Origin of the sequence: Rhodopila sp., assembly GCF_965276935.1 — a bacterium.
Taxonomy (GTDB): Bacteria; Pseudomonadota; Alphaproteobacteria; order Acetobacterales; family Acetobacteraceae; genus Rhodopila.
Genome location: NZ_CBDIBS010000004.1, coordinates 497724 through 518205, shown reverse-complemented (window position 1 = coordinate 518205; position 20482 = coordinate 497724). Strand labels below are relative to the sequence as shown.

At 53.9% G+C, this 20482-nt stretch carries 18 protein-coding genes and 1 pseudogene; 4 read left to right on the top strand and 15 right to left on the bottom strand.

What is annotated here, in order from left to right; translation table 11 throughout:
• Positions 1-91: 91 nt before the first annotated feature.
• The 6 genes from ACQY4S_RS18725 to ACQY4S_RS18700 all read right to left on the bottom strand — a co-directional run bounded on the left by ACQY4S_RS18725 (position 92) and on the right by ACQY4S_RS18700 (position 6732).
• On the bottom strand, positions 92-577 hold the full coding sequence (locus ACQY4S_RS18725; RefSeq protein WP_428486736.1) for a hypothetical protein: 486 nt from the start codon (positions 575-577) through the stop codon (positions 92-94).
• 176 nt (positions 578-753) lie between these two features.
• The gene (locus ACQY4S_RS18720; RefSeq protein WP_428486735.1) at positions 754-2013 is read right to left on the bottom strand and encodes a glycine-rich domain-containing protein; all 1260 of its coding nucleotides are present in this window, start codon (positions 2011-2013) and stop codon (positions 754-756) included.
• A 707-nt stretch (positions 2014-2720) separates the two neighbouring features.
• Positions 2721-3680 carry a baseplate J/gp47 family protein gene (locus ACQY4S_RS18715; protein WP_428488457.1) on the bottom strand — a complete coding sequence of 320 codons (960 nt, stop codon included), beginning with the start codon at positions 3678-3680 and terminating at the stop codon, positions 2721-2723.
• Between the two features lie 557 nt (positions 3681-4237).
• Positions 4238-4756 carry a phage baseplate assembly protein V gene (locus tag ACQY4S_RS18710; RefSeq protein ID WP_428486734.1) on the bottom strand — a complete coding sequence of 173 codons (519 nt, stop codon included), beginning with the start codon at positions 4754-4756 and terminating at the stop codon, positions 4238-4240.
• 14 nt (positions 4757-4770) lie between these two features.
• Positions 4771-5811: a hypothetical protein gene (locus ACQY4S_RS18705; RefSeq protein WP_428486733.1), complete on the bottom strand. Its 1041-nt coding sequence runs from the start codon at positions 5809-5811 to the stop codon at positions 4771-4773.
• Between the two features lie 186 nt (positions 5812-5997).
• Positions 5998-6732: a hypothetical protein gene (locus ACQY4S_RS18700; RefSeq protein WP_428486732.1), complete on the bottom strand. Its 735-nt coding sequence runs from the start codon at positions 6730-6732 to the stop codon at positions 5998-6000.
• A gap of 1436 nt (positions 6733-8168) precedes the next feature.
• Here ACQY4S_RS18700 and ACQY4S_RS18695 point away from each other — a divergent pair.
• From ACQY4S_RS18695 to ACQY4S_RS18685, 3 genes and pseudogenes are all read left to right on the top strand, one after another.
• A complete protein-coding gene (locus ACQY4S_RS18695; RefSeq protein ID WP_428486731.1) occupies positions 8169-8372 on the top strand; it encodes a hypothetical protein in 204 nt (67 codons plus the stop codon).
• Between the two features lie 284 nt (positions 8373-8656).
• A pseudogene (locus ACQY4S_RS18690) lies at positions 8657-8839 on the top strand (transposase); the annotation flags it as partial.
• 14 nt (positions 8840-8853) lie between these two features.
• On the top strand, positions 8854-9414 hold the full coding sequence (locus ACQY4S_RS18685; protein ID WP_428486730.1) for a transposase: 561 nt from the start codon (positions 8854-8856) through the stop codon (positions 9412-9414).
• Between the two features lie 247 nt (positions 9415-9661).
• On the opposite strand, the gene ACQY4S_RS18680 is transcribed toward ACQY4S_RS18685, so the two are convergent.
• The 9 genes from ACQY4S_RS18680 to terL form a co-directional block, all read right to left on the bottom strand.
• Positions 9662-10021 carry a hypothetical protein gene (locus ACQY4S_RS18680; protein ID WP_428486729.1) on the bottom strand — a complete coding sequence of 120 codons (360 nt, stop codon included), beginning with the start codon at positions 10019-10021 and terminating at the stop codon, positions 9662-9664.
• Complete coding sequence (locus ACQY4S_RS18675) at positions 10021-10452, bottom strand: hypothetical protein (protein ID WP_428486728.1); 432 nt, start codon at positions 10450-10452, stop codon at positions 10021-10023. The genes ACQY4S_RS18680 and ACQY4S_RS18675 overlap by 1 nt, the downstream gene beginning before the upstream one ends.
• Positions 10453-10460: 8 nt before the next feature.
• Positions 10461-12023, bottom strand: coding sequence for a phage tail protein (locus ACQY4S_RS18670; protein WP_428486727.1), 1563 nt, complete (start codon positions 12021-12023; stop codon positions 10461-10463).
• A gap of 972 nt (positions 12024-12995) precedes the next feature.
• A complete protein-coding gene (locus ACQY4S_RS18665; protein WP_428486726.1) occupies positions 12996-13640 on the bottom strand; it encodes a hypothetical protein in 645 nt (214 codons plus the stop codon).
• Between the two features lie 380 nt (positions 13641-14020).
• Entirely contained in the window at positions 14021-14335 is a 315-nt protein-coding gene (locus ACQY4S_RS18660; protein WP_428486725.1) for a hypothetical protein, read from the bottom strand.
• Positions 14336-14358: 23 nt separating this feature from the next.
• The gene (locus ACQY4S_RS18655; RefSeq protein ID WP_428486724.1) at positions 14359-15681 is read right to left on the bottom strand and encodes a DUF4043 domain-containing protein; all 1323 of its coding nucleotides are present in this window, start codon (positions 15679-15681) and stop codon (positions 14359-14361) included.
• Between the two features lie 43 nt (positions 15682-15724).
• Positions 15725-16135: a hypothetical protein gene (locus ACQY4S_RS18650; RefSeq protein ID WP_428486723.1), complete on the bottom strand. Its 411-nt coding sequence runs from the start codon at positions 16133-16135 to the stop codon at positions 15725-15727.
• The gene (locus tag ACQY4S_RS18645; protein WP_428486722.1) at positions 16128-17546 is read right to left on the bottom strand and encodes a phage portal protein; all 1419 of its coding nucleotides are present in this window, start codon (positions 17544-17546) and stop codon (positions 16128-16130) included. The genes ACQY4S_RS18650 and ACQY4S_RS18645 overlap by 8 nt, the downstream gene beginning before the upstream one ends.
• Positions 17547-17575: 29 nt before the next feature.
• Complete coding sequence (gene terL / locus ACQY4S_RS18640; RefSeq protein ID WP_428486721.1) at positions 17576-18985, bottom strand: phage terminase large subunit; 1410 nt, start codon at positions 18983-18985, stop codon at positions 17576-17578.
• Positions 18986-19344: 359 nt separating this feature from the next.
• On the opposite strand from terL, the gene tgt reads away from it, so the two are divergent.
• A complete protein-coding gene (gene tgt / locus ACQY4S_RS18635; RefSeq protein ID WP_428486720.1) occupies positions 19345-20481 on the top strand; it encodes a tRNA guanosine(34) transglycosylase Tgt in 1137 nt (378 codons plus the stop codon).
• Position 20482 lies beyond the last annotated feature (1 nt).

Sequence of the window (20482 nt, the reverse complement as noted above, 5' to 3'; positions counted from 1 at the left end):
TTATCTTTCTCCGGCGCGACCTAATTATGCTGTTGCGCTTGATCCAAACTTTCGCCGTTTGCAGGCAAACGGCCGGCTTTAGGCCGACCTCTTAGTCGTTTGCTACGATGGGATTGCCGTTCTGATCGGTTAGAACGATGCCTGATGCAGCTAGAATGGCATTGGCTGGAATTGGGGGTGAGGACAACATCAAAACAGGAAGAAGAACACTTCGTTGTATGGATCGGCCGTTGATCGTCTTAATCATGAACGTAACCGTGTAGATCGTACCCGCTTGTCCCTCGGAAAGCCAGATAATGACACGGCTGCCGTCGGCAGTCATACTCTGGAGCATTAGATCTCCGGGAGCAGAAGGCGCCAGGCTGACGTCCAATGTGGCAATGCCATCGCCGTCGTTTCCGACAATCGCCGGCGCTATATCGAATATGTAATCGAGAACGTCACCCGGATCCTTGGTGGGCCAGTTCAGGGGCGGCAAAGCCACAGCAGCAGAGCCGCGGGGAACTGGTATGAATGAGTCAATAATAACCAAGCGAGCGTGGCTTGGTTTCCATATATGGGTGGCGAGCGTTGACATTGTGATTCCGTAACATGCCCATCAAGGTAAGTTGTGGGCTGCGAAAGGCGATTGACAGGTAGTAAGCTGCAATCCATGCCTTGCAGAATGTGTTCGGCGGTGAACTTCAGGATCTTAAGCCAAAGGTTTCATAGACCTTCAAGGCTTTTACCGAATGTCGATGGTTCGCAGATTTGCTACCACCGAATTACAACCAGTCCGCCGCCTCCCGCTGCGCCATTGTAACCCGTAGTGCCATTGGCCCCTGTACCTGCGCCGGATGCTCCCCCGCCAGGTAAATATCCAGTATTGCCATAGGTTCCGCTATTTCGTGCTCCTCCCATGGGAGCTGCTCCACCCATCCCTCCTTGAAAAACAGGTCCCATTCCAGCCTGGCCGTCGGAACCGTAGAAGTTAACATCGCCATTCCAGCCATAACCGGCTGGCGTTCCACCGTTCTGCGGCAGTAGGAATGTCGCCTGGCTATTCAACTGTCCGCCTGTGGCGCTTACGAAGGATCCAAAGCTGGAGGTGCCGCCGGGTCCAGCTCCCGATCCGCCGGTTGTTCCACCCATACCCCCAGCACCAACAGTAATCACAACAGGCTGGCCCGGCGTCAGCCCGACGATACACTTCCGAGCATACCCGCCCGCGGCCCCTCCTCCACTTGGTAAGCCTGATATCGAAGCATAGCTGCCAGCGCCCCCGCCCCACACTTCTACCTCCACCTGAGCTACACCTGCCGGAATAAAGAAAATTCCGCTGCTGGTGAAGCTCCGTACACCGGATCCAAACCCGGGACGCAGCATGGGTAACTTCCAATTTAGAAAAGGTGCGGTGGGCAAGACAACGATATTCGCTGCCGTTATGGCCAACTGTCCGTAGTCAACTGTTACAACATACAAGCCGGTCCATTCTGAATCCACCGCAGGTGCCAATTGACTTCCAGTGTTAGCTGGTGCACCAGGTTTAACCTGAATCTGTACACTCTGCTTGCGGATTGTATTTTGCGCAGTACCCGAGTTAGCAGGTCCGTTAAACGTTTGTGCCGGATTGCTCGCATTATAGTACGGCAGAACAACTGGATTTACATCCGACTCCAGAAACGCTGCCTCAACAAGGTAAGTTATCGACTGGCCGACGCTGCTGGGACCAAGTAAGCTGAACACGCTTGATCCAATATTTACACCAAGCTTTAACATGAAATCATTCGAATCCGCCGGAAGGGATCCATAAGCACTTAGGTCGATCGCTGCGAACTGAGTCATACTACCAGGCCCGATGACAATGCTCAACGAAGCCGGCGTCGTTGGTTGACACGCCAGCCCATCTACAACGGTGGCTCCGCCAAGCACTGCCTGCGCTAGAAATCCAAGACCGACCATTGTATTGCGATTGAGCGCTAGCAGATCCGTATCGAGTGGAATGCTGCCAGGGTACACGATATTACGATCCATGCCGATATCTCTGCTGTAGTTGAAGGACTAAGCGTTAATTGAGGCGAAGCCAAGCAGTGGTGTTCAAGGGAACAATGTTACTAACGAACGCAGCAATATCGTTATCCGACACACTGCCTACGAGCAACGCCAGATCCACATAAGCGATCATACCTACTCCATATCCTCCGGGAGACGTTCCGTAGCCCGCTAGTGACGCAACGCCCTGATTTACTGGACGCTTCGCGGTGATGAAGAACTGATACGGAAGCCCAAGATTTCCCCACCCTCCCGTCATGCCGTACGCCAGGCCCGCGTAGCTCGTGAACGACCCGGACGCCGCGCCTCCATACGCACCGGTGTCACCGCAATTTGCCGGCTCGAAGACTACTGGCACGAAGCCAGTAAGCCGCTGAACATTGGTCACAATAGCAATGCGCGTAGCGGCGCCTTGCATGAGCGTCCATCTAATCCGACCGCGATAGGCTGAATCTACCTCGCCGTCATGGCGCCGAAGAGCGTCGCCGGAAAAATCGAAGGCTATGAGGTCAAGCCATCCACCGTCCGCGGTGGCAATCCGAGTCTGCTGGATGACATATTGAACAAGCGAATAAAGCCAGGACCACGGGGTGGCAAGGCACTTGAGTACAGCATTCAGGTTTGGAGTGAGGTCCGCAAACCACCCGCTGGGGAGGACCGCTCGTATACGCCCGCTTATGTCATCAACGTCACCCCGCATTTACAACCACCGTTATCTGGCCGGCTTTCACCACTGTGCTCATTGCTGGAACCACATCCGTAGAAAGCCCGTTAAGGGTCACGTTCGTAACATTGTAAATCGCCGGGTTTGCGGCATACGCGCTTTGTGCGATGCGTGTCACCGAGGCCTGACGTTCGATAGGCAGACTATTAAGGTATCCGACAACCTGCATCTGTACTGTCGAGCTACAACTGCTCGCTGCCGAAGCTGGCACATAAACAGTCAAAGATACATTGACGGTTAATATAGAAGGTGGGATGACAACAAACGTAGTCCCGATAGGCCGGACTGCGTCTACTGCCGTAGCGATTAATGACAGAAGGTCCGACGACGGGTACCCGGAACCGTCGTCGATAACGACAAGGAATGACCCTACTGTCACAGTTCCATCAGAGTTAACATTTTCCTTCACGGAGAATACTAGACCCTGTCGTACATTTGCGATCGCTACCTTGACTGCTGTCAGCGTTGCTCGAGCCAAGCTTGACAGATAATTCTGAAAACGCGCCCGAAAAACCTGGTCCGTTTCCGAATCGTATCCATCAGTAAATGCCGTATTATTACTGACTTGATCCACACCCGGCAACGATGAGGCGATCATCGTTATAGTATTAGGTAGGACGTTTCCTGACGAGCCGGATAGAAGGCAGGCCGCAGGTACATCAGCCGAGGCAATCCCACTTGGTACTCCGTAGCCCGAAGAACTGGGCTGCCAACTCGGGAGCGAAGTGTCTTCCGTAACTGTAAAGCTGAGCAATCCATCAGAGGTTTTGACGACAGTACCTACCGGTATGAGTGCGGGAAGGTTGGCGGCAAACCGTGAGAACGTAAGTGTCCCTGTAGAGGGGTTAGCACTCAGCCGCTTTACTCCAAAGTCGGCCATCCACGAGTCGAGGTCGGAGCCCGTCGACGTCGCGGCTCTCGTCATACCGAGGACCTGCAAGACAAGCCACTGCATCCACAGTACGACCGAAGCATTTGCCTCGAAAATTGCACGGATCACCGACCCGACAGATACGTCCACTAGACGGGTCGCCGATCCCTGGAGAGCGGCTCCCATGTCACTTACCAACTGACTAAAGGACTTGAGATTGAGTTGCATATCGCCTAGCTTACCGGAAAGTTTAAGCTGACCAAGTTGCCTGATGAAGGATCAGCATATGTTATATTCGCTACGACATAGCCGGTCCCGCTGCTCATAGATTTAATGTCGACAGTTGGCGCTGGCGACAATGGAAGCGCGGCCTCAAGTGCCAATTGCGCTCTAACTACTGCCTCAATTTCGGTCGGGCTTGTCGGGCTGCCAATGAATCGCGCCAGGCCACCGCCATAGTTAAGGTTCCATATGTAGCCCCCCAAGTTGGTGAGGAGGCGCCGCAAAACACGCTGATTTGTAAGACTTGGTGCGCTCACTAATGCAAGATCGCCGTCGCTTCCGGCAGATAGGTCCCCGGTCCACTCAAGGTCTAGATCGAACATCGCGTTTTAGTTTGTTGGTGTGGGAGCGGAGGTTGTTCCGCCTGCTGGCACAGCGTGAGTATGGCTGTTGTAAGACTGGCGGAGGCCAGACAATGAACCATGCTGATCGTAAATATTACCTTGAACGTGAAGTTCACCTGATATCTGGATGGTTCCGTCGTTACAGAGCTTTAGAAAGCTTCCGCTGCGGTGTACGAGCCAGAACTCGCCATCGGGAGCAACCGGAGGCATATGGCTGCTGGAGTACGTTCTTCCAACAATGACGCCCTGTTCCACGTCGCCGTCTTGAGGCACAAATAGTACTTGATCCCCAGGACTCGGAGGGCATACCATACCCCATCCTGGTCCGACCCACTGCGATAGTATTGGCAGCCATCCCGAAAGAACGCCTTCTGGCTGGACAAGAATTCGCGCGTTTCCGCTCTCATAATTAACGGAAGTCACTGTACCAAATTTCGCCTGCCCCGACGATTTGCTCTGGCTTCCGGCATGTGCCTTTACAATATTATTTAATCGATCAAGCATTTGGAACAACCCTTTTATATGCCAGCCAAACTATTATCCTGGTAACGCCATGATACTGCACGTATGGTCTGGCTAGATCCCGAACTTGAGCTGTAATGTCGTTCGACACAATCAACCTGGTATAGTCCATCAAACGAAGAATCAGTGTCTTGCAGCAGGACAACCGATCGGGGCGAGATCTCGAGACTCCAAGGCATGTTCATATGGAGAACGGTTTGCAGTCGGCTGACCTCACTAGCATACTGATTAGCATACATGTCGGTCTGTAAGGACGTCAGGTTTGATTTCGAAAAGAGATATCCAGTTCCCCAAGTGCCGTAACTGTCTGGTAGAACAGCGCTAGGAGTAGAGCCGCCAGAGTTATAGGCGGACATCTGTTGAGAGTTCCAGGATTGCACAGTCACCCGGTTCGAGGAATCAACCGTTAAATTCCGCTCGAGACGCATCGCCGTCACGTCGCCGGCACTAATGGGGATTGCCATTAAAGATGCCTCGCCTGCAGGTTGAAAGTTCAGCGTTGTTCCTTCGACAAATACGTCGTAATTCTTGGCGCGTGCAAGCTGCACTACAAGGTCCCAATTAGACCTGAGGTCCGAGAATTGTCCGAGCGATAACTTAGTGTAGCCATCTCCAAAGAACCGACCAACGTTCCCTGGTGTCGGAGAAACTTCAACCGCCAGACCGCAACGGCCTGCTAAGGTGGACAAAATCTCAGATGCAGTTTGGTTCACAAAGTCCTGCTGAACATAGGAATCGATCAACCCAGCTGAGAGGTCTCTACCTTCTACAGATACAGTGCGGTAAACTGGGTTTAGAACGACGGTATCAATTCTGCCGGTGATAACTTCGGACAAATCGTCAAGCTTCTCGTCGATGTAGCTAATGTTGACTAACGCGGCCCCCAGTTCTGACCACCAGGCAGTGCTTTTTAATGGGGACGGTCCGATAGCCAGGGTTAATGAAAAAGAGCCCGACGAGTAATAGTTGTTCGTGGTGATAGCCGCTTGCAGTACTCCGGCAATAGTTGTCCCGTCGATTGAGACCTGCAGGCTCATTTACTGGGGTCCAATGCCATCTGAAAATATCGAAGATGATGTCGGAATGATAATTGCGGTGGGGGCAGATATCATAGGATCACTTAGTCCATTGACGCGGGCTAGGTTTATCCATTGCATTGGATCACCTAGTTCAGCGGCGGCCAGTTGAAAGAGATTACCTGATATAGCTGTTACGACTCTCATCTATGAAGCCAGTGAGCCGAGGCTAGTGCATATGCGTCCGACGTAAGCTCTTGCATTAGCCAAGAATGCTAATGATGCTGCGTTGGCGACTTGGTCATTATACAGCGAAGTGGCGTCCGCGACGCTAGTATAGGATTGATTTGGAGAAGTCAGCACCTGACTCTGCGTGGTGGTCTGGCTGTCTATCAGATTCAACGTGTTTGCTGCTGTGACGTAGGCTTGGGCGTTAGCCGTAGTTCCGACAGTTAAAGCACCAGCAGCGCCGACCGCCGCGGAAAGATCGCTTAGCGCGACCGGTTGGTCATTAAGAGCGCTAAGCGCGACAGAAAGATCGGCGGTAATCAGCGCCTGCAGAGAACCTGTGCCGGAACTTGTGAGCCCAGCTTGATTGACCACCACACAACCAATTTGATAACCAATCCACCAGCGATTTCGATAATCTGCGGAAAAGCTTCGAACGATAACCTGATACTCATACGACTGCCAGCTTAGCGAGACGGTGGCACCTGATAATCTTAAACTGTCAAGTGATCTTGCTCGGCTCTCTGCACTCGGACCGGAGAATATTCCGTGGAAACGAATTTCGCTATCGTCCGGCCCAAGCAACTCGATCGCCCGTGCTCCGCCGGACAGCCGGTGGACAACCAACTTCTGTTGTCCGCCAAATTGAATAGAGTTTGGGACTTCAAAGTCTTGTAGAACGACTTGTCCTAATGTGACGGACTGACTTGACATAGAAACTCTCCTACTCAAGTAGAGAAAAGGCTTATTTTGGTTTATTCGTTTTAATGCGTTAGAATGGCGACACAAAACCTCGAGGAACTGTGGCTCGCGGATCAATGCCGGTAATACCATTTATTGGCTTAGACAAGGCACGTTCTAAATGCTGAACAGCCCATCTTCCTAAGGCAGCCCCGTCAAGATGTAGCGTAGGTTGCTGCGGATTTGTAGCCAACTGGCAGTCTGTCGCATTTTTAGGATCTCTGTCGAGAGTGGCCCCCAATCGACTTGCTACGACGCGTTGTTGCCATTGATGTTGGACGTGCAGGCCGTCTTGTCCCGCAAGATATGTTTCGGCCTCGGAGGTCTCTTTATCTTTACCAGTGGCGGTTGCTTTTGTTACTTTGTCGACCGGCCCGTCGCGAAAAGCTGGCGCTACAGACGCGACTGGAGTAGCTTTACTGACTTTCGCAATATGGCTCCGAACCTGGGATTGTAACCGGGACGATTGTCTTTGAGATGGGATCTGCTGTAATCCTGCAAAGAAATGGGAAGGTTGTTTAGAAGGACTTCTTTGCTGCGGTTGCCGCTTTATTCTGGACCCTGATGACAATGACGTCCAGTTACTTATCCAGCCGGTTCTGCCGGCGAATGCCACAAATGGTGCTCTATCGCCGCTTTGACTAACAGAGTGAGCCATGCGGGTGTCTCTCAGCTTGGCCGAGGCCGTGGATTGTGCAGTCCGTGTCCGTCCTGGACGAGAGAAGTGGTCATGAAAAAGGGTTGCACTTCGGGATGTCGGATAATGGTCTACGACGGTGGCAAAGAGTCTTGGGGACAACTTGCGAACAGGAGCAAACGAGCGTTGTGAGGACCAGCCGCCTCTTGGTAGCGTCAGAGCCCACCTAATATGGCTTTGGTTTGAGTTTAAGGGATGTTCCAAAGCGGCTTTCTCCTCGTTCATGCTTCAGTGTCTGTCTCGGAACCCCCCTGAAAGGGTAGTTGAAGTTCGAATCGGACCGCGAATTCAGAGGCCGAGACACCCTTCCAGTCCTGAAGCCGAGGTGGTGCGGCAGGCGCTTTGTCCGCCCTCCTCCCGCCACCCGCTAAAACCGGCCGGTATCGATCATAGGCAATGGGCGAATTGTTCAACGCGATCTTCTATGTTCTGCACAGCGGCATCCCATAGCGCACGCTGCCGCAACACCAGACGATATACCGCCGGTTCGAGCGCTGTCGCGACGACGGACTGTAGAAGAGGCTGAATCGTCACTTGGTCATGTATGATCGGGAACAACCTGGTCGGCTGGCAAGTCCAAGCCAGTAGTCATCGAGATGCGGAGCGCTGAGACAACCTAGGTCGACGGTCCGGACGGCTACGACGCCGCCAAGAAGATCAAGGGTCGCAAACGTCATGCCATAGTGGATATCAATGGCTGATGCCTTGAGGTGTGGAAGGCGAGGCCTCGGTTCAGGGCCGCGATGGCGCACTTGCGTTGCTGGAGGCGCGTCAGGCCCGCTTCTCCTCTGTTAAGATGGTATTTGCCGACAGTGTTTTTGCCGGCCAGGAGGTTGCGGCCGCTATCGGTATCGTGATGGAGATCGTGCGCAAGTTGCCTGATCAGGTAGGCTTCCAGGTGCTGCCTCGCTGCTGAGTGTGAAATATTTCTTCGCCTGAATCAGCCGCAACCAACACCTCGCCAAGCACTTCAAGGATAGTAACCTCCGCCACCGCCTTCTTTTATGAAGCCTGTGTCATGTTGCAAACTAAGAGCCTGCTTGAGTGATTTGTATGCGCCTTGATCCCATCCCTACGGCTTGAAGATGGGAGCCTCCGCCTGACAGGAGGCGGGTTGGAGCAAAGACGTGGACCAAGGCGCATCGGGCACGCCATGAGGCGGGTCTGAAACGAAGGGTATCAGCCGGCACGGTCGTAGAGGTGGCGCGGTGGCTGAAGCGGGTCGACCCGCCGCGCAGTGAACGCGCGACGCCGGCTTCGCTGGTGGTTGACGCGATTACCTGGCACTTGCGCGTGGGCGGCAGTTGGCGCGCGCTGCCGCGAGGCTTTCCGCCCTGGTGGACGGTGTATAGCTGGTTTCGCCGCTGGCTGGCGCTGGGCCTGTTCGATCGTCTGGTGTGCGACGTGGCCCGGCTGCGCCGCCGTGCGGCGGGTCGCCGGCCCGAGCTCCGCCTGGGCATCGTCGACACCCAGTCGGTCAAGTGCATCCCGGTCCCCGTGGCCCGCGCGGCTATGATGCCGGCAAGAAGGTGCTGCGGCGCAAGCGCGTGGCCCTGGTCGATGCCGACGGCACCTGGCTCGCCAGCGCAGTTGTGCCAGCCTCGACGCAGGCGCGCGACACGCTGCCGGCGCTCGTTACGGGCACGGCAGAGCGGCCCAGCCTGCGCGCGGTGATCCTTGACGGCGCCTTTATCGCCGGACGCTGCCGGGCATGGTGCAACCTGCATGGCATGCGCCACCATGTGGTCGCGCGCGATCCTGGCCAACAGGGCTTCGTCGTGCTCAAGCGCCGCTGGGTCATTGAGCGCAGTTTCGGCTGGCTGGTGCACTGGGGTGGGCTGCTGCGCGACCGGGCCGGACGCCTGGACGTTTCCGCCGCGCGCCTTACGTTCGCCGTTATCCTCTCCGGCGTCGAGGCTGTGATCAACCCAATGCCAATCCATGACGCCGCAAGTTAAACCGATTCAAACAGGCTTTCGGGCTACTGGCTCGTTTAGCCTGAGCTTGTAAACGGCCACTAAGGCAGCTATGCGACCATGTTCGAAAAGACCAGCTGGAGCGTCTACTCCCAGTTGAACGTCGACCAGTCAAAGGTATGTCCTTGTAGAGTCCCGAGCGAAATTACGTAGGCCATTCTCTCTACGCTTGAGAGAGAAAAGGCAACATCAAATGGCACCCCGTGCCGCACAAGGTATAGGCAATCAATCAGGACGGGGTGCCGGGCAAGTTTCCCACTTGAGCTTTCATATCAGTCTCGTCGTCCGCGATGTTAATCGCTTCAGCAATGACTGTTAGAGCATTCTCACCCAGGCGATCGACAAGAAGCTCAATCTGGTTCTCAGACACAGGAGATGGAATTGGAATGCCATCAATCTCTTGGACAGCAAATGCTAAACTAGCCATCGCCAACCACGGCTCATTCTGGGCTAACGTAGGACCCGCGACCTTGAAGAGACGTAATGTGTCTAGCGCGGTTGGCCGGCGGATCAGAAAGTGTCGACCCTGCTTATCCGTTGTCGAAATCGGAGCACCGGCGGCGGCTAGCACTGTCTTGGTGGGTTCCATCAAATCCTCTGCTTCTGAGTTGCGTAGAAATCAAGCTTCTGCTTGACGCTTGCATCACCCTTCCAAACACCCGCGCTGGCTAGCTTGAAGACAACGCCAATGAACTGATACGTCGATACCGACCCATCACTTTCGGTAATATACTGGTACATAGTACCGGACTGTGAGGTAGTGCCGTTATAGTAATTCTGCTCCAGCGTTGCTATAAAATCGTCAAGCGTTGACGTGCCTCGCTCCACTTCAAAGGTGCCCTCCCAACCCTTTGGAAGTTCCGCTGCGAGCTGTGTTCCATCAATCCGGGCTACACGAACCGCTGCTGTGAGTTGACGGCTTTCAAACTCTGTAACGTGGCTGATGTCAATGCGTCCCGTCGGTCCCATGATAACCAATTGGGTGTCGCGTCCAATTGAAAAGGTGGTCAGTGCCATCATACGTTCTCCTAGTTAATCTGCCCGGCAGGTAGAGTCTGGACAGATACCTGGACAGTTTGGCCGCCTTCAACATTGACTATAAATCGCTCGTTGATGGATTGATATTGCACCTGCGCATCAGATTGAACATAGCCAAGACTAGTTCGAGAGGCAGGATTGTTCGATGTGTCGCAGATCACGCTAAACGGCAGTGAGCCGTTTGTACTCCCAAGTAGTCCCTGACTTAGCATATTATTTAGAAATGAAAGCTGCGTTGATCGAACCTGCTGAAACAAGCTTTGGTTGATGACCTGACCAACGTAATGTCCCATCCCGGATGCGAGCGTTGCCGCTATATAGTTCGTTAGGCGTGTGTAGTTGTCGCCATTGATAGCCGCGTTGGACGACGTATTAATGCCACCGCGTACCCCCCAGAACGATCCACCCGGCTGGGGACTACAGATCACGTCTATGCCAGTCCCGAGCAGGACACTAAGGTCAGCGGATGCATAGGCTGTGTTCCAGCCTGAGCCGGGAGCACCCGAGCGTTGGCTACCAATAATGCCATAAATTGGCTTATTCAGGCTTGACTGCTCGGGTGAAAGGTTTGCCAATCGACCGGCAGCGAAGCCCTGCGGTGATACCAGCCGAGTTGTGGCGTTCACCTGATCTGACCACCAAAGCCAGTCTCCAAACATTAATTTGGCGGAGTAGCTGCTCAGACCGGCTTGGTTCATGGCGGCGACAGCATTTGCTATCGTATCACCTGCAGGCGTGGTCAGGATCATATAGATGCCTTCCTGAAGACCGAAGGCAGCCTGCGTTGTCCACGTCGCCGCGTCGTCGCAATCTGCGAGCAAAGCAAGGCCGCAGCCCTGGCCTCTTAAAGCATACATGCCAGTACGGGAAGTTCCGTCGACCCCGACCTCTTGCGCACTGGTTGTGATCGCGGCCCCGTCAGATCCTGGTGATCCCGCACCCAAACTAAGTGCAAATGGCGCGGGTGACGCGGTAGTCCCTCCAGAGCTAGCAATAATCAGTTGTGACGGACCACGTTGTGACCCTGTACCCGAATTCACTGCTGCAGCTAGTCCAATCCAGAAGGCTGCACCATCACCCGTTAAACCGTCGTATAGTTCTGCCGGCAGGCCCGGAACAGTTACTGACAGCAGCCAAGTGCTTGTCTTACTTCCTGTGCTAAGGGCAACACTTATGTTGTTACCTAGGGAACCGGTATATAGTGCGGTGAAGCCGGCATTGGTGCCTGGGACAGACATACTTGCTGCCGAGTCAGTTCCGTCCGTAACTCTCACACAGCGAAAGTTTTGAGCGCCTTGCTGAACTGCAACGGCAACCTGAGTACCCATGTCATGTTTGCGAGCACTGATTGGCCCGAACTTCTGGGCGTAATCAGACATTGTCGCCACGGTAATTGGCTCATTTGTCGGACCCCAAGCGGCAGTTCCCACAATTCCCAGAACGTTCGTCGGTACGCCGTTCAGGACAAGATTTTGGGGAGATACGATTTGAACGTATAGATCCGGGACAATCAGTGACGTTGTATTAACGCTGCCTTGCTGAGTAATGGGCATAAATCAATCCTTTGCCAAAGCCGGCATAACGACTGGCCTCACGAACTGAATATGGTCGCTTTCTATGATTCGAAGGATTTCAGCGGGATCTGTAATGATATCGCCGCGCACAAAGTCTTCGAAGGTCTTTGTCACGATTAGCTTATGTATCATAGTGATTTACCTAACCATAGGTGATTTGGCCGTTAATTACGGAAGCACCGAACAGCATCGAGGGTAAGCTCGCGGATATGACAGTTGCATACTCGACGGTGTATACTAGATCTCGCCTGTAAAGAAGCGCGTTCTGAGATTGGTCGAAGGTTGCGCTACTCCGGTAGGTCATGCGCGCATTCGTCCTATCAGACAACAATAGAAAGGGCGACTGAGCCACGGACAGATCTATCGCGGCCGCAAGAGAGTCTCGCACGGTCGGGTTCGGACACCATAGTACAACACGGACGTCCTTCTCCTGGCGCCGCCCCTCGTAGCATGCAAGATTATCGTTGACGACGCGTGCTACGACTGATGTGGCGCCAGGCATATTTATTCGTGGCCCGCTCAGTTCGGCGATGAACGTGGGCTGCACGGCAGCGCATAGATTGGCCGCGATCAGGTCTGGTGTATCACCCAAAGATATGCGGTATGCAAACGCTCGGCCATCTATTAAAGCTCCGACAACATTGCCAACAGCGGCAGTGCCGGCGATAAAAATAGTTTGGCCTGTCACACTTGCCGTCAAATCTGGTACGATGTCGTCATATTGCCATTCCACCAGATATCGAGTTGTCGTCTTGCCCGAGTCATTGTTCGAAGTGATGGTAACGTTGACAATGCCAGCGCTTAAATCCGAACTTAATGTGGCTGTATTAGGCCATCCCCTATAAATGCGACACGTTATGCCAGCGATGCTAGCTTGTGACGATCCCTCGGGATAAAGCATAGCCGTTACGCTGTTCGTCAGGGCTTGTTCGACGTCAGATATGTCTGCCATCAAGTGGTTGCCATTTTTGCACTCAACCGCCATCCCAAAGCAGTCAATTCAGAGCCGGTGATGACTGCGCTGCGCCCTATATCATCGCTCACGAGATCGCCCGGTGATAGGAAGATCCGATGTAGCGCCGGCACTAGAATTACCAGGTATGGGATGGTTTGGTCGGTTGGTAATCCAGCGGCCGGCTCGCCCCGGCCAGTAAGTCCGAGAACACTTGCCGGCCATCCTTCCATTAAAACCGATGTTCCGGTGTCTGTGTAACCTCCATATGGATTGCTGGCTGTCGTCGTTTGAACGTGTGGCCGCGTTACTGAGATAATGCGGTTTGTCTCAACGCAGAGAACAGGCAACAGCGGCTGCTGCGCGGCAATGAAGAAAGTCCGCAGCTTCTGGACGAGATAATCGCCAGGTCTTGTATAAGAGGCGTCGAAGATACCCTGCCATTGTACCATGCCGTAGCCACTCGGATGATTGGATCCGCCCTCCACCGGAAAGAACGATGCGTGCAGACGAAGAAACCGGTTATTCTTGTTCAGCGGGTCAACAGCGTCGATCGGCCGAAAAGCATCCGTTGTCTCCCCAACGCGCCGAGCTGCTGCGCCAAGGGCGCGGTAGTGGCGGTCCTGTAATTTCAGGCTGTCCATCGTTCAAACAATCAGCCTGCCGATGCCGCTGGATAGTGACGGGCCCGACGGGACGCCAATGAACCCGCATAGCCGTCGCCTCCACTCGTCGAGCAAGCGCAACCTGTCATCCGGTTCGCTTCGGTTCCTCGTCCATACAGACGCCTCATCCGTGTCAAGGTTATCGCCCGATGCAGGAACAGCAATTTCTAGAGCGCTAAGCGTCCCAAGGTAGCGGCGGACCACGCTGATCTCTGTCGGCGCGAGATTAGTCATCCTGAATTCGAGTAATCCGTATACTGTGAAAAAGCGCCAGGACGTCATTCCACTTGGTGTTGCGCCATAGGCCGGATAACCGCAGAAGCGGCGGATGTCGACCTTTTCATGATCACAGAGTGGGTTCAAACGACTGACCCGTCGCCGCGGCTAAACAAGATGATCCCGGTTCCCAACGGCATGATCGCTGCCGTATACGTAATCAGGCTGTTGACGGACAAGATAAGCCGGCTACCTGGTAATATCGGCATGTCAGAGGTTGAGGCCGCGACTGTTTGATCAGCGCCAAACCTGACATAGGCAAGGACATTGGAAGGGTTCGTGACGACAACCGTATCCCCGCCGCCCGCCAACGGCACGTTGGCTGAGGCATTCGCGGTCGAGAGAGAAAGGCTGGCGGTGCCGGTGGGACGAAATGGACTAACCGAACCGATAGGCATGCGGGTCTGTCCTTTGACTTCTGCTAGCCGACATGTTCAACAACCACCGCACGCTTATAAGCAGCGTTGGTCGCCGTCGGTACGGTGGTGGGATTAGTTGTGGTGTCGGAAGGAGCACAAAAGCCGCCGATCCAATACCAAGACTGCGCGATGATCTGTTGCAGCCGGTCGATAGCTTCACGAGTCACCATCGCGATACCATCCACCATAGACACAATAGAGTCTTCCGGCGCCATGTCCTGCGCCGCCATTCCAGCGAAGTCACCTTCAATCAGCGCTCCGCGACCACAGATCACAGGTCGGCGAATCATCAGCCCGGATAGCGTCGGGTGCGTCTGGACAAAAGCCTCAGTCGTGGGCACAAACCGAAGTCCGAGGAAGTCGTTGGTCATGCCATTTTTGAAAACCTGGTTAGCGGACGTGGCTCCCTGAAAAAGCTGCTTGAAGTCGGGATCGGCGAAAAGTTGACGCGACGAAACCGGATCAAGATAACAATTATAAGCACCATCAATTTCGGGAACCGCGTTCAGACGCAACTTGGCGACCGCGTCCAGAAGGCAAGACATCGTTAGAGTGTCGGAAGCCAAGATCTGCGACGTGTTGGTGCGCTGAGAAGGCCGCACGATCGTTGACCCGGTTGAAGCCAAGACGGTGTTGGCGGCAGTTCCGTCTGCGACTGCGACGGGTGCTGACGTCGTTAGTGTGCCTGATAGGCCGTTTGGCGCGGTCGATAAAGATACTGGGTCTTGATTGACCCCGACCAGGAGATAGGGATTACCGTTGACAAATACGTTCATCGAGTATGTCGAACTGACCGGATACTGCACACCGTTCGAGAACACGAATTGAAAGCCGCGGATGTCGTCGACCGCGATCGTGGGATTGGCGCTTGTCAGAGTCGCCTTCACCCGCGTATTGCCACCTAAATATGCCCCAAACAGCGCGTTTCGCCCGAGTTCGTCGAGGCTACGTGCTGCCTGTTCCCCATTGACATAAGCGTTTTGAAGAAACTGAGACGCAATACCGACACGATCCGTAACCATGTTTAGGTCCGTCGTGGCAGCATAAAGGTTCATTTGGATCGTATACTGTTCGACGCCCCAGGTTGTTGGAGTCAGACCATTCTCAAGATTAGTGTTGGCGGACGGGACCATAGGCGTTGTGACGGATGGCTTTAGACCGGCACGTGTTTTAATCAATGTCTCGCCGATACCTGCGGCAATGTCCACCCGATCCGCGCATGCCCTATAGCCCAGCTTCGAGATAAGTGCCTGCTGAAATTCTCTCTCAAGAAAGCCCTGCTGAATGATTGGCTGAAGCGAGATCGGAAAGTTTTGGATACCCATAAATAATCCTATTAGGTAATTCGACTATAAATCAGCAACAGAGTTAGTAACGTCTTTTAGTCAAAGCTGCTCGCGCTGCCACATATTCTTCGTTCGTCATTTCCAGCGCTGATTTCCGACGCACTGGTTGCGATGCTGGTGCCAAAGCGGCGCTTGACGAAGACGTTGCACCAAACAGCCATGGTTTTTGACGTCGCAAATCGTCCATGATTTGCCGGCTCCCAACAACTTTATCATCAGGGCCAAGTTGAGCATCCGACAAGTTAATTAACTTCAACCCATCCAGATCTATCATTCCCGCGCGAACGGCCTCTGTACGAAGGTTTGCTGCAATCAAGCGTGATTGGAAATCGGCACGCAACTTCGCCATCTCCGCAGTCACATCCTCAGGCGCAGTTGGGGATGAAGCGCTTTGGTTGGAGGGGATCATCTCGTCCGCCGAAAGATCAACCATCTGGATCTCCAAGATTGTTGTTGATGACTGACTGAGTCTCGTCTTCAATAAATTCAATGTCGTAGGAGCTCGCGATAGCTTTCAGCACCGTCTCCCGACTGATACAGCCGGCGGCGACAAGCGATGTCAGAGACTGCGCGTCCTTCTGACGATCGTCAGCTGATAATGGGTACCACCGCGGCCATTTGAGACTTAGGTTCACACCAGGATCAATTGCCTCGACTTCTTTGCCAAGCACGACAAGAGTGTATGTTTGGGACGCCCGAGCAATGAGGCGCGCAAGCTGTATGAGAGCAACCTCTCCGTAGCTAACCCGCAGATTGTCAGCCAACCAGATCAGCCCCTGGTTAAGCAACTCCAACGCCCGTCCCGACTGCGCCGTTGCCATTCGCTCAGGGCTGGCTCGACTACCGTGAATGCTCTCTAGCGCCAGTTCGCGTAGATTACGCACATAGTCAATAACGGCGTTGCAAGCAGTCCCGCCGATCTCGAGAAGGCGGGCATCACCTTTCTCTGACACGATTAACGCGTTTCCGGCACCCTTTATAATATCCGTGTCGTGTAATGCAGGGTCCTTCAACAGCAGGGTTGGATCGCTGCTATACTTCAAGCCACGGCCTACCTGGCTTAGCTGGTAATCGATTTCAACCTGCGTATGCATAGCGGCCGCGAAAGTGGAGCCCCCATCGCAGGAATTACCGGTCGCTGACATTCCCGGAAGGTTTTTAATCCACACGATTGGGACGATCCCGAGCTTGTGGACGACTGTCCTGGCATTATCAACGAGAAAGGGATTCGGCTCACCAACCGGCGACGGTTCAAACCAAATTTCTCTTTCGGTATCCCACCTTCTAGCAAACCAGAACTCTTGGCTCGGGTCTTCTATCGTATAGCCGTTCCGAACTAGATCGGCTCCCGACGTTTTATATTGCTCGTCAACCTGCGATAGAGTATCCAGCGCGTATAAATTCCAGCTTGGCGTAAGATAAGTGGTCGCAAGCACGTCAATAAAGATCCGGCCTTTTAGCACGCGCATCAATAAAGCAACTGAGCCGACTGCGCCTTTCACTGCAGCGTCTATCATTATTGTATTGATATGACTTTCTTTTACGATGTCAGCGAATACTTGTCGAACACCGCTTTCCGTGCTGTCAATGGTCGGAAAGTGACCCTCGCTAAAGAGTAGAGAGACACTGTCCTCGACAACGATTCTACACAGCGGATATCGTACGCTTGGCCGGCGCTTCCTTAGTGGAATGTATTCGCCGCTCTCGCTCCTCTCCTCATGAAAATGGTACGGTAGAATATCATACAACGTGCCGGCAAGTACACGATTCAAAATGTTGAGCTGGCGCACTCTGTCCGGATAGTCGCGGTCTGTTGGGATCAGCTCGCATAGAGTGTCAAACATACATATCCAAAAGCTGGCATTCCTGACTTCTATCGGTTAAACATCGGAATATTAATCGCTTTAGCGGAACGAAGTCGAGTAGACAAAGTTGTGAAGGCCCGAACTAGAGCGTCCACTTGGTCATCCTTTCGACCAAAGGGAAAATCACGAAGCTCTTCGACAAACACCCGGTTCCAATCGGCGCGCAACATTGATATGTTTCCTGCTTCGATCTGCGACGCAACAGGCATTGCTCGGGTCGCCTTTGAGCCCGTCTCTCGTGCCGCAGTGACATGGAAGCCGGCGAGTTGCCTCGTCAAGTACGCCATTTGACTTTTTCCGGCTTGACCAGGATCTTCCGGTATAGCTACTATTACTTTTGTTCCATCACTGTGTGCCGTACTGACGACGAGCTCTTCGACTTGCCGAGGTGTGCCGCGGATACGAACCACATCAACGATAACACAGCGACCGTCGGGCTGTAGCGCTAACTTGATGCCGACTGTCCAGTCAGGATCGTTTTGGCTGGTTGCTCCGGTTGCGGCCAGGTCCCATGCTCTTGTGGTTGCCTGTGAAAGATTCCAATCGTGACGATCAATAACGCCAAGGCGATCAACTAGAAATAACTTTCCGCCGGCTGGACGCGGATCCTGTTGAAACAGCGCAGCCCACGCTCGTTCCCCAAGAAGATTACGTTTGCGCATCAGCGCCTCACGATCCTCCCACGCAGGCCATAGTGCAGCACCTGTCGGTCGACCCAATGGATCATTGGCTTCAGCAAGCGCTGGTAGCCTAATGACCCGCCATTCAGCCTGTGTTCGAGCGAGCAGTTGTCCGCCCAAGTCCTCAGGATGCCATCGCGTCATGATTAAGACTATTTTTCCACCCGGACGTAAGCGGGTGGTGAGGTCGGTCTTGAACCAGTCCCAAATGTAGTCACGCTGATGCGAACTTTCTGCATCGGCCAGGGATTTGATAGGGTCGTCCACAATAATCAGGTCAGCTCTTCGGCCCGCGATTGCGCCCCGAACACCAGTTGAGAAGTATTCGCCACCTGTCGTCGTGGCCCATGTTTGAGCCGAGCGCTGGCCTGCTGCTACACTGTATCCGAGGTAGGCCTCCTTCGCGAGAATTAGAGCACGCACGCGGCGACTGAAGTGCGACGCGAGGCCTGCTGAGTGGGAAGCAGTGATGATTGCAGATTGCGGATGCTGCGTGAACCACCATGCCGGAAATAGAACAGATGTATACGTGGATTTTGCCGATCCAGGTGGCATCAAAACCATTAGCCGGTCGGAGGAACCGCCCGCTAGTTGTTCCAGTTCAGCAAGTAGAAAAAGATGGTGCGCTGCTGGGCGTTGACCAGCTTCACACAGTACTTCTTCCGCCCACGTTCGGAGACTTCCCCGAATTTTTCCGCGCGAATACAGGATGTGGTCAAAAATTTCGCACTCAATCAATTTGATGCTGAGAAATACTGATCGACGTGATCAGGTTTGCAAAAGTAGCGGCTTAAGTGGGTCCTTCTTCACCGCAGCCGCCGCGACAAACGGCCCGGCTATTTGTAACCGCTATGCTACGTAGGAATATACACCGGTTTGGGGCATTAGTCAAGCCAATCTTCCTAGCTACCTAAAAATCTTCACTAGGAGTAGACAAATGCCGATGTGGCTCCGGCCGACGGTCGTGGATCAAGGGCAGACGCTGGTGTCATTCTGGGTTATGCAACCGGTGCTGCTGCGGGATTTAAGTTGATATTGTAGCTCCAGACCGTTAGCGCCCCTTGTCAAAACTGTGCCAATGGTCATACGCACGTCGCATGATATCTGCGCTTGATCTGCGGCCTGGGCCCCGCCTGCAGTTGCTCGCCACCGACGGTTGTGCCCGCGCCGGCGTTTTTCATACAGCCCATGGACGCCTTCAGACCCCCGCCTTCATGGCAGTTGCCACTGCCGGCACCGTCAAGGCCATGACGGCTGACGCGGTGCGAGATACCGGAACCACATGTATCCTCGGCAACACATACCACCTAATGCTACGGCCCGGTGCCGACCGTATCGCTTCTCAAGGCGGCCTTCACCGGTTCATGGATTGGCCGGCTCCTATTCTTACAGACTCCGGTGGGTTTCAAGTCATGTCCCTTGCCGGATTGCGGAAGCTTCATCAAAATGGTGTGGATTTCCAATCTCACATCGACGGCAGTCGACATTGTCTGACGCCGGCGGGTTCAATCCAACTTCAGGACATGTTTGATGCAACAATAAGCATGGTGCTTGATGAGTGCACGGCATTCCCAGCGAATTATGAGACAGCCCGAGCATCGATGGAGTTATCAATGCGTTGGGCACGTCTATCGAAAGGGGCTTTTCGTGTACGGTTGGGTTACAGCTTGTTTGGTATTGTCCAGGGGAGCACCTATCCCGACCTGCGACGCCGTTCCGCCGACGTGCTGAAGGACATTGGATTCGATGGATACGCTATAGGGGGACTGGCAGTAGGCGAGGGACAGAAGACGATGCTCTCAGTGCTCGACGTGACATTGCCCAATCTCCCGGTGGATGCACCTCGCTATCTTATGGGCGTCGGTACACCCGATGATATTGTCGGTGCCGTCGAGCGCGGCATTGATATGTTTGATTGTGTTATTCCAACGAGAGCGGGGCGGACGGCAAGAGCTTATACATCCTCCGGAATTAGGAACATGCGCAACGCGCGTTATGCTGCCGATCCTCAGCCACTAGATCCAGATTGCCAGTGCCCGGCTTGTGTTCGCCACGGCCGAGCCTATCTACATCACCTTTTTCGGGCACAAGAAATGTTGGGGCCAATGCTGCTGACTTGGCACAATCTGACCTACTACCAATCTCTTATGCAAGGCCTCCGTCTGTCGATCCAGGAAGGAACCTTAACAGCATATACGGCGCGTGTCCGAACCGCGTGGAGAATGTCGGAGTAAT

Coding starts and splice junctions, on each gene's coding strand:
- ACQY4S_RS18725 (WP_428486736.1), bottom strand. CDS start 577: ATGTCAACGCTCGCCACCCATATATGGAAACCAAGCCACGCTCGCTTG.
- ACQY4S_RS18720 (WP_428486735.1), bottom strand. CDS start 2,013: ATGGATCGTAATATCGTGTACCCTGGCAGCATTCCACTCGATACGGAT.
- ACQY4S_RS18715 (WP_428488457.1), bottom strand. CDS start 3,680: ATGACGAGAGCCGCGACGTCGACGGGCTCCGACCTCGACTCGTGGATG.
- ACQY4S_RS18710 (WP_428486734.1), bottom strand. CDS start 4,756: ATGCTTGATCGATTAAATAATATTGTAAAGGCACATGCCGGAAGCCAG.
- ACQY4S_RS18705 (WP_428486733.1), bottom strand. CDS start 5,811: ATGAGCCTGCAGGTCTCAATCGACGGGACAACTATTGCCGGAGTACTG.
- ACQY4S_RS18700 (WP_428486732.1), bottom strand. CDS start 6,732: ATGTCAAGTCAGTCCGTCACATTAGGACAAGTCGTTCTACAAGACTTT.
- ACQY4S_RS18680 (WP_428486729.1), bottom strand. CDS start 10,021: ATGGAACCCACCAAGACAGTGCTAGCCGCCGCCGGTGCTCCGATTTCG.
- ACQY4S_RS18675 (WP_428486728.1), bottom strand. CDS start 10,452: ATGATGGCACTGACCACCTTTTCAATTGGACGCGACACCCAATTGGTT.
- ACQY4S_RS18670 (WP_428486727.1), bottom strand. CDS start 12,023: ATGCCCATTACTCAGCAAGGCAGCGTTAATACAACGTCACTGATTGTC.
- ACQY4S_RS18665 (WP_428486726.1), bottom strand. CDS start 13,640: ATGGACAGCCTGAAATTACAGGACCGCCACTACCGCGCCCTTGGCGCA.
- ACQY4S_RS18660 (WP_428486725.1), bottom strand. CDS start 14,335: ATGCCTATCGGTTCGGTTAGTCCATTTCGTCCCACCGGCACCGCCAGC.
- ACQY4S_RS18655 (WP_428486724.1), bottom strand. CDS start 15,681: ATGGGTATCCAAAACTTTCCGATCTCGCTTCAGCCAATCATTCAGCAG.
- ACQY4S_RS18650 (WP_428486723.1), bottom strand. CDS start 16,135: ATGGTTGATCTTTCGGCGGACGAGATGATCCCCTCCAACCAAAGCGCT.
- ACQY4S_RS18645 (WP_428486722.1), bottom strand. CDS start 17,546: ATGTTTGACACTCTATGCGAGCTGATCCCAACAGACCGCGACTATCCG.
- tgt (WP_428486720.1), top strand. CDS start 19,345: ATGATATCTGCGCTTGATCTGCGGCCTGGGCCCCGCCTGCAGTTGCTC.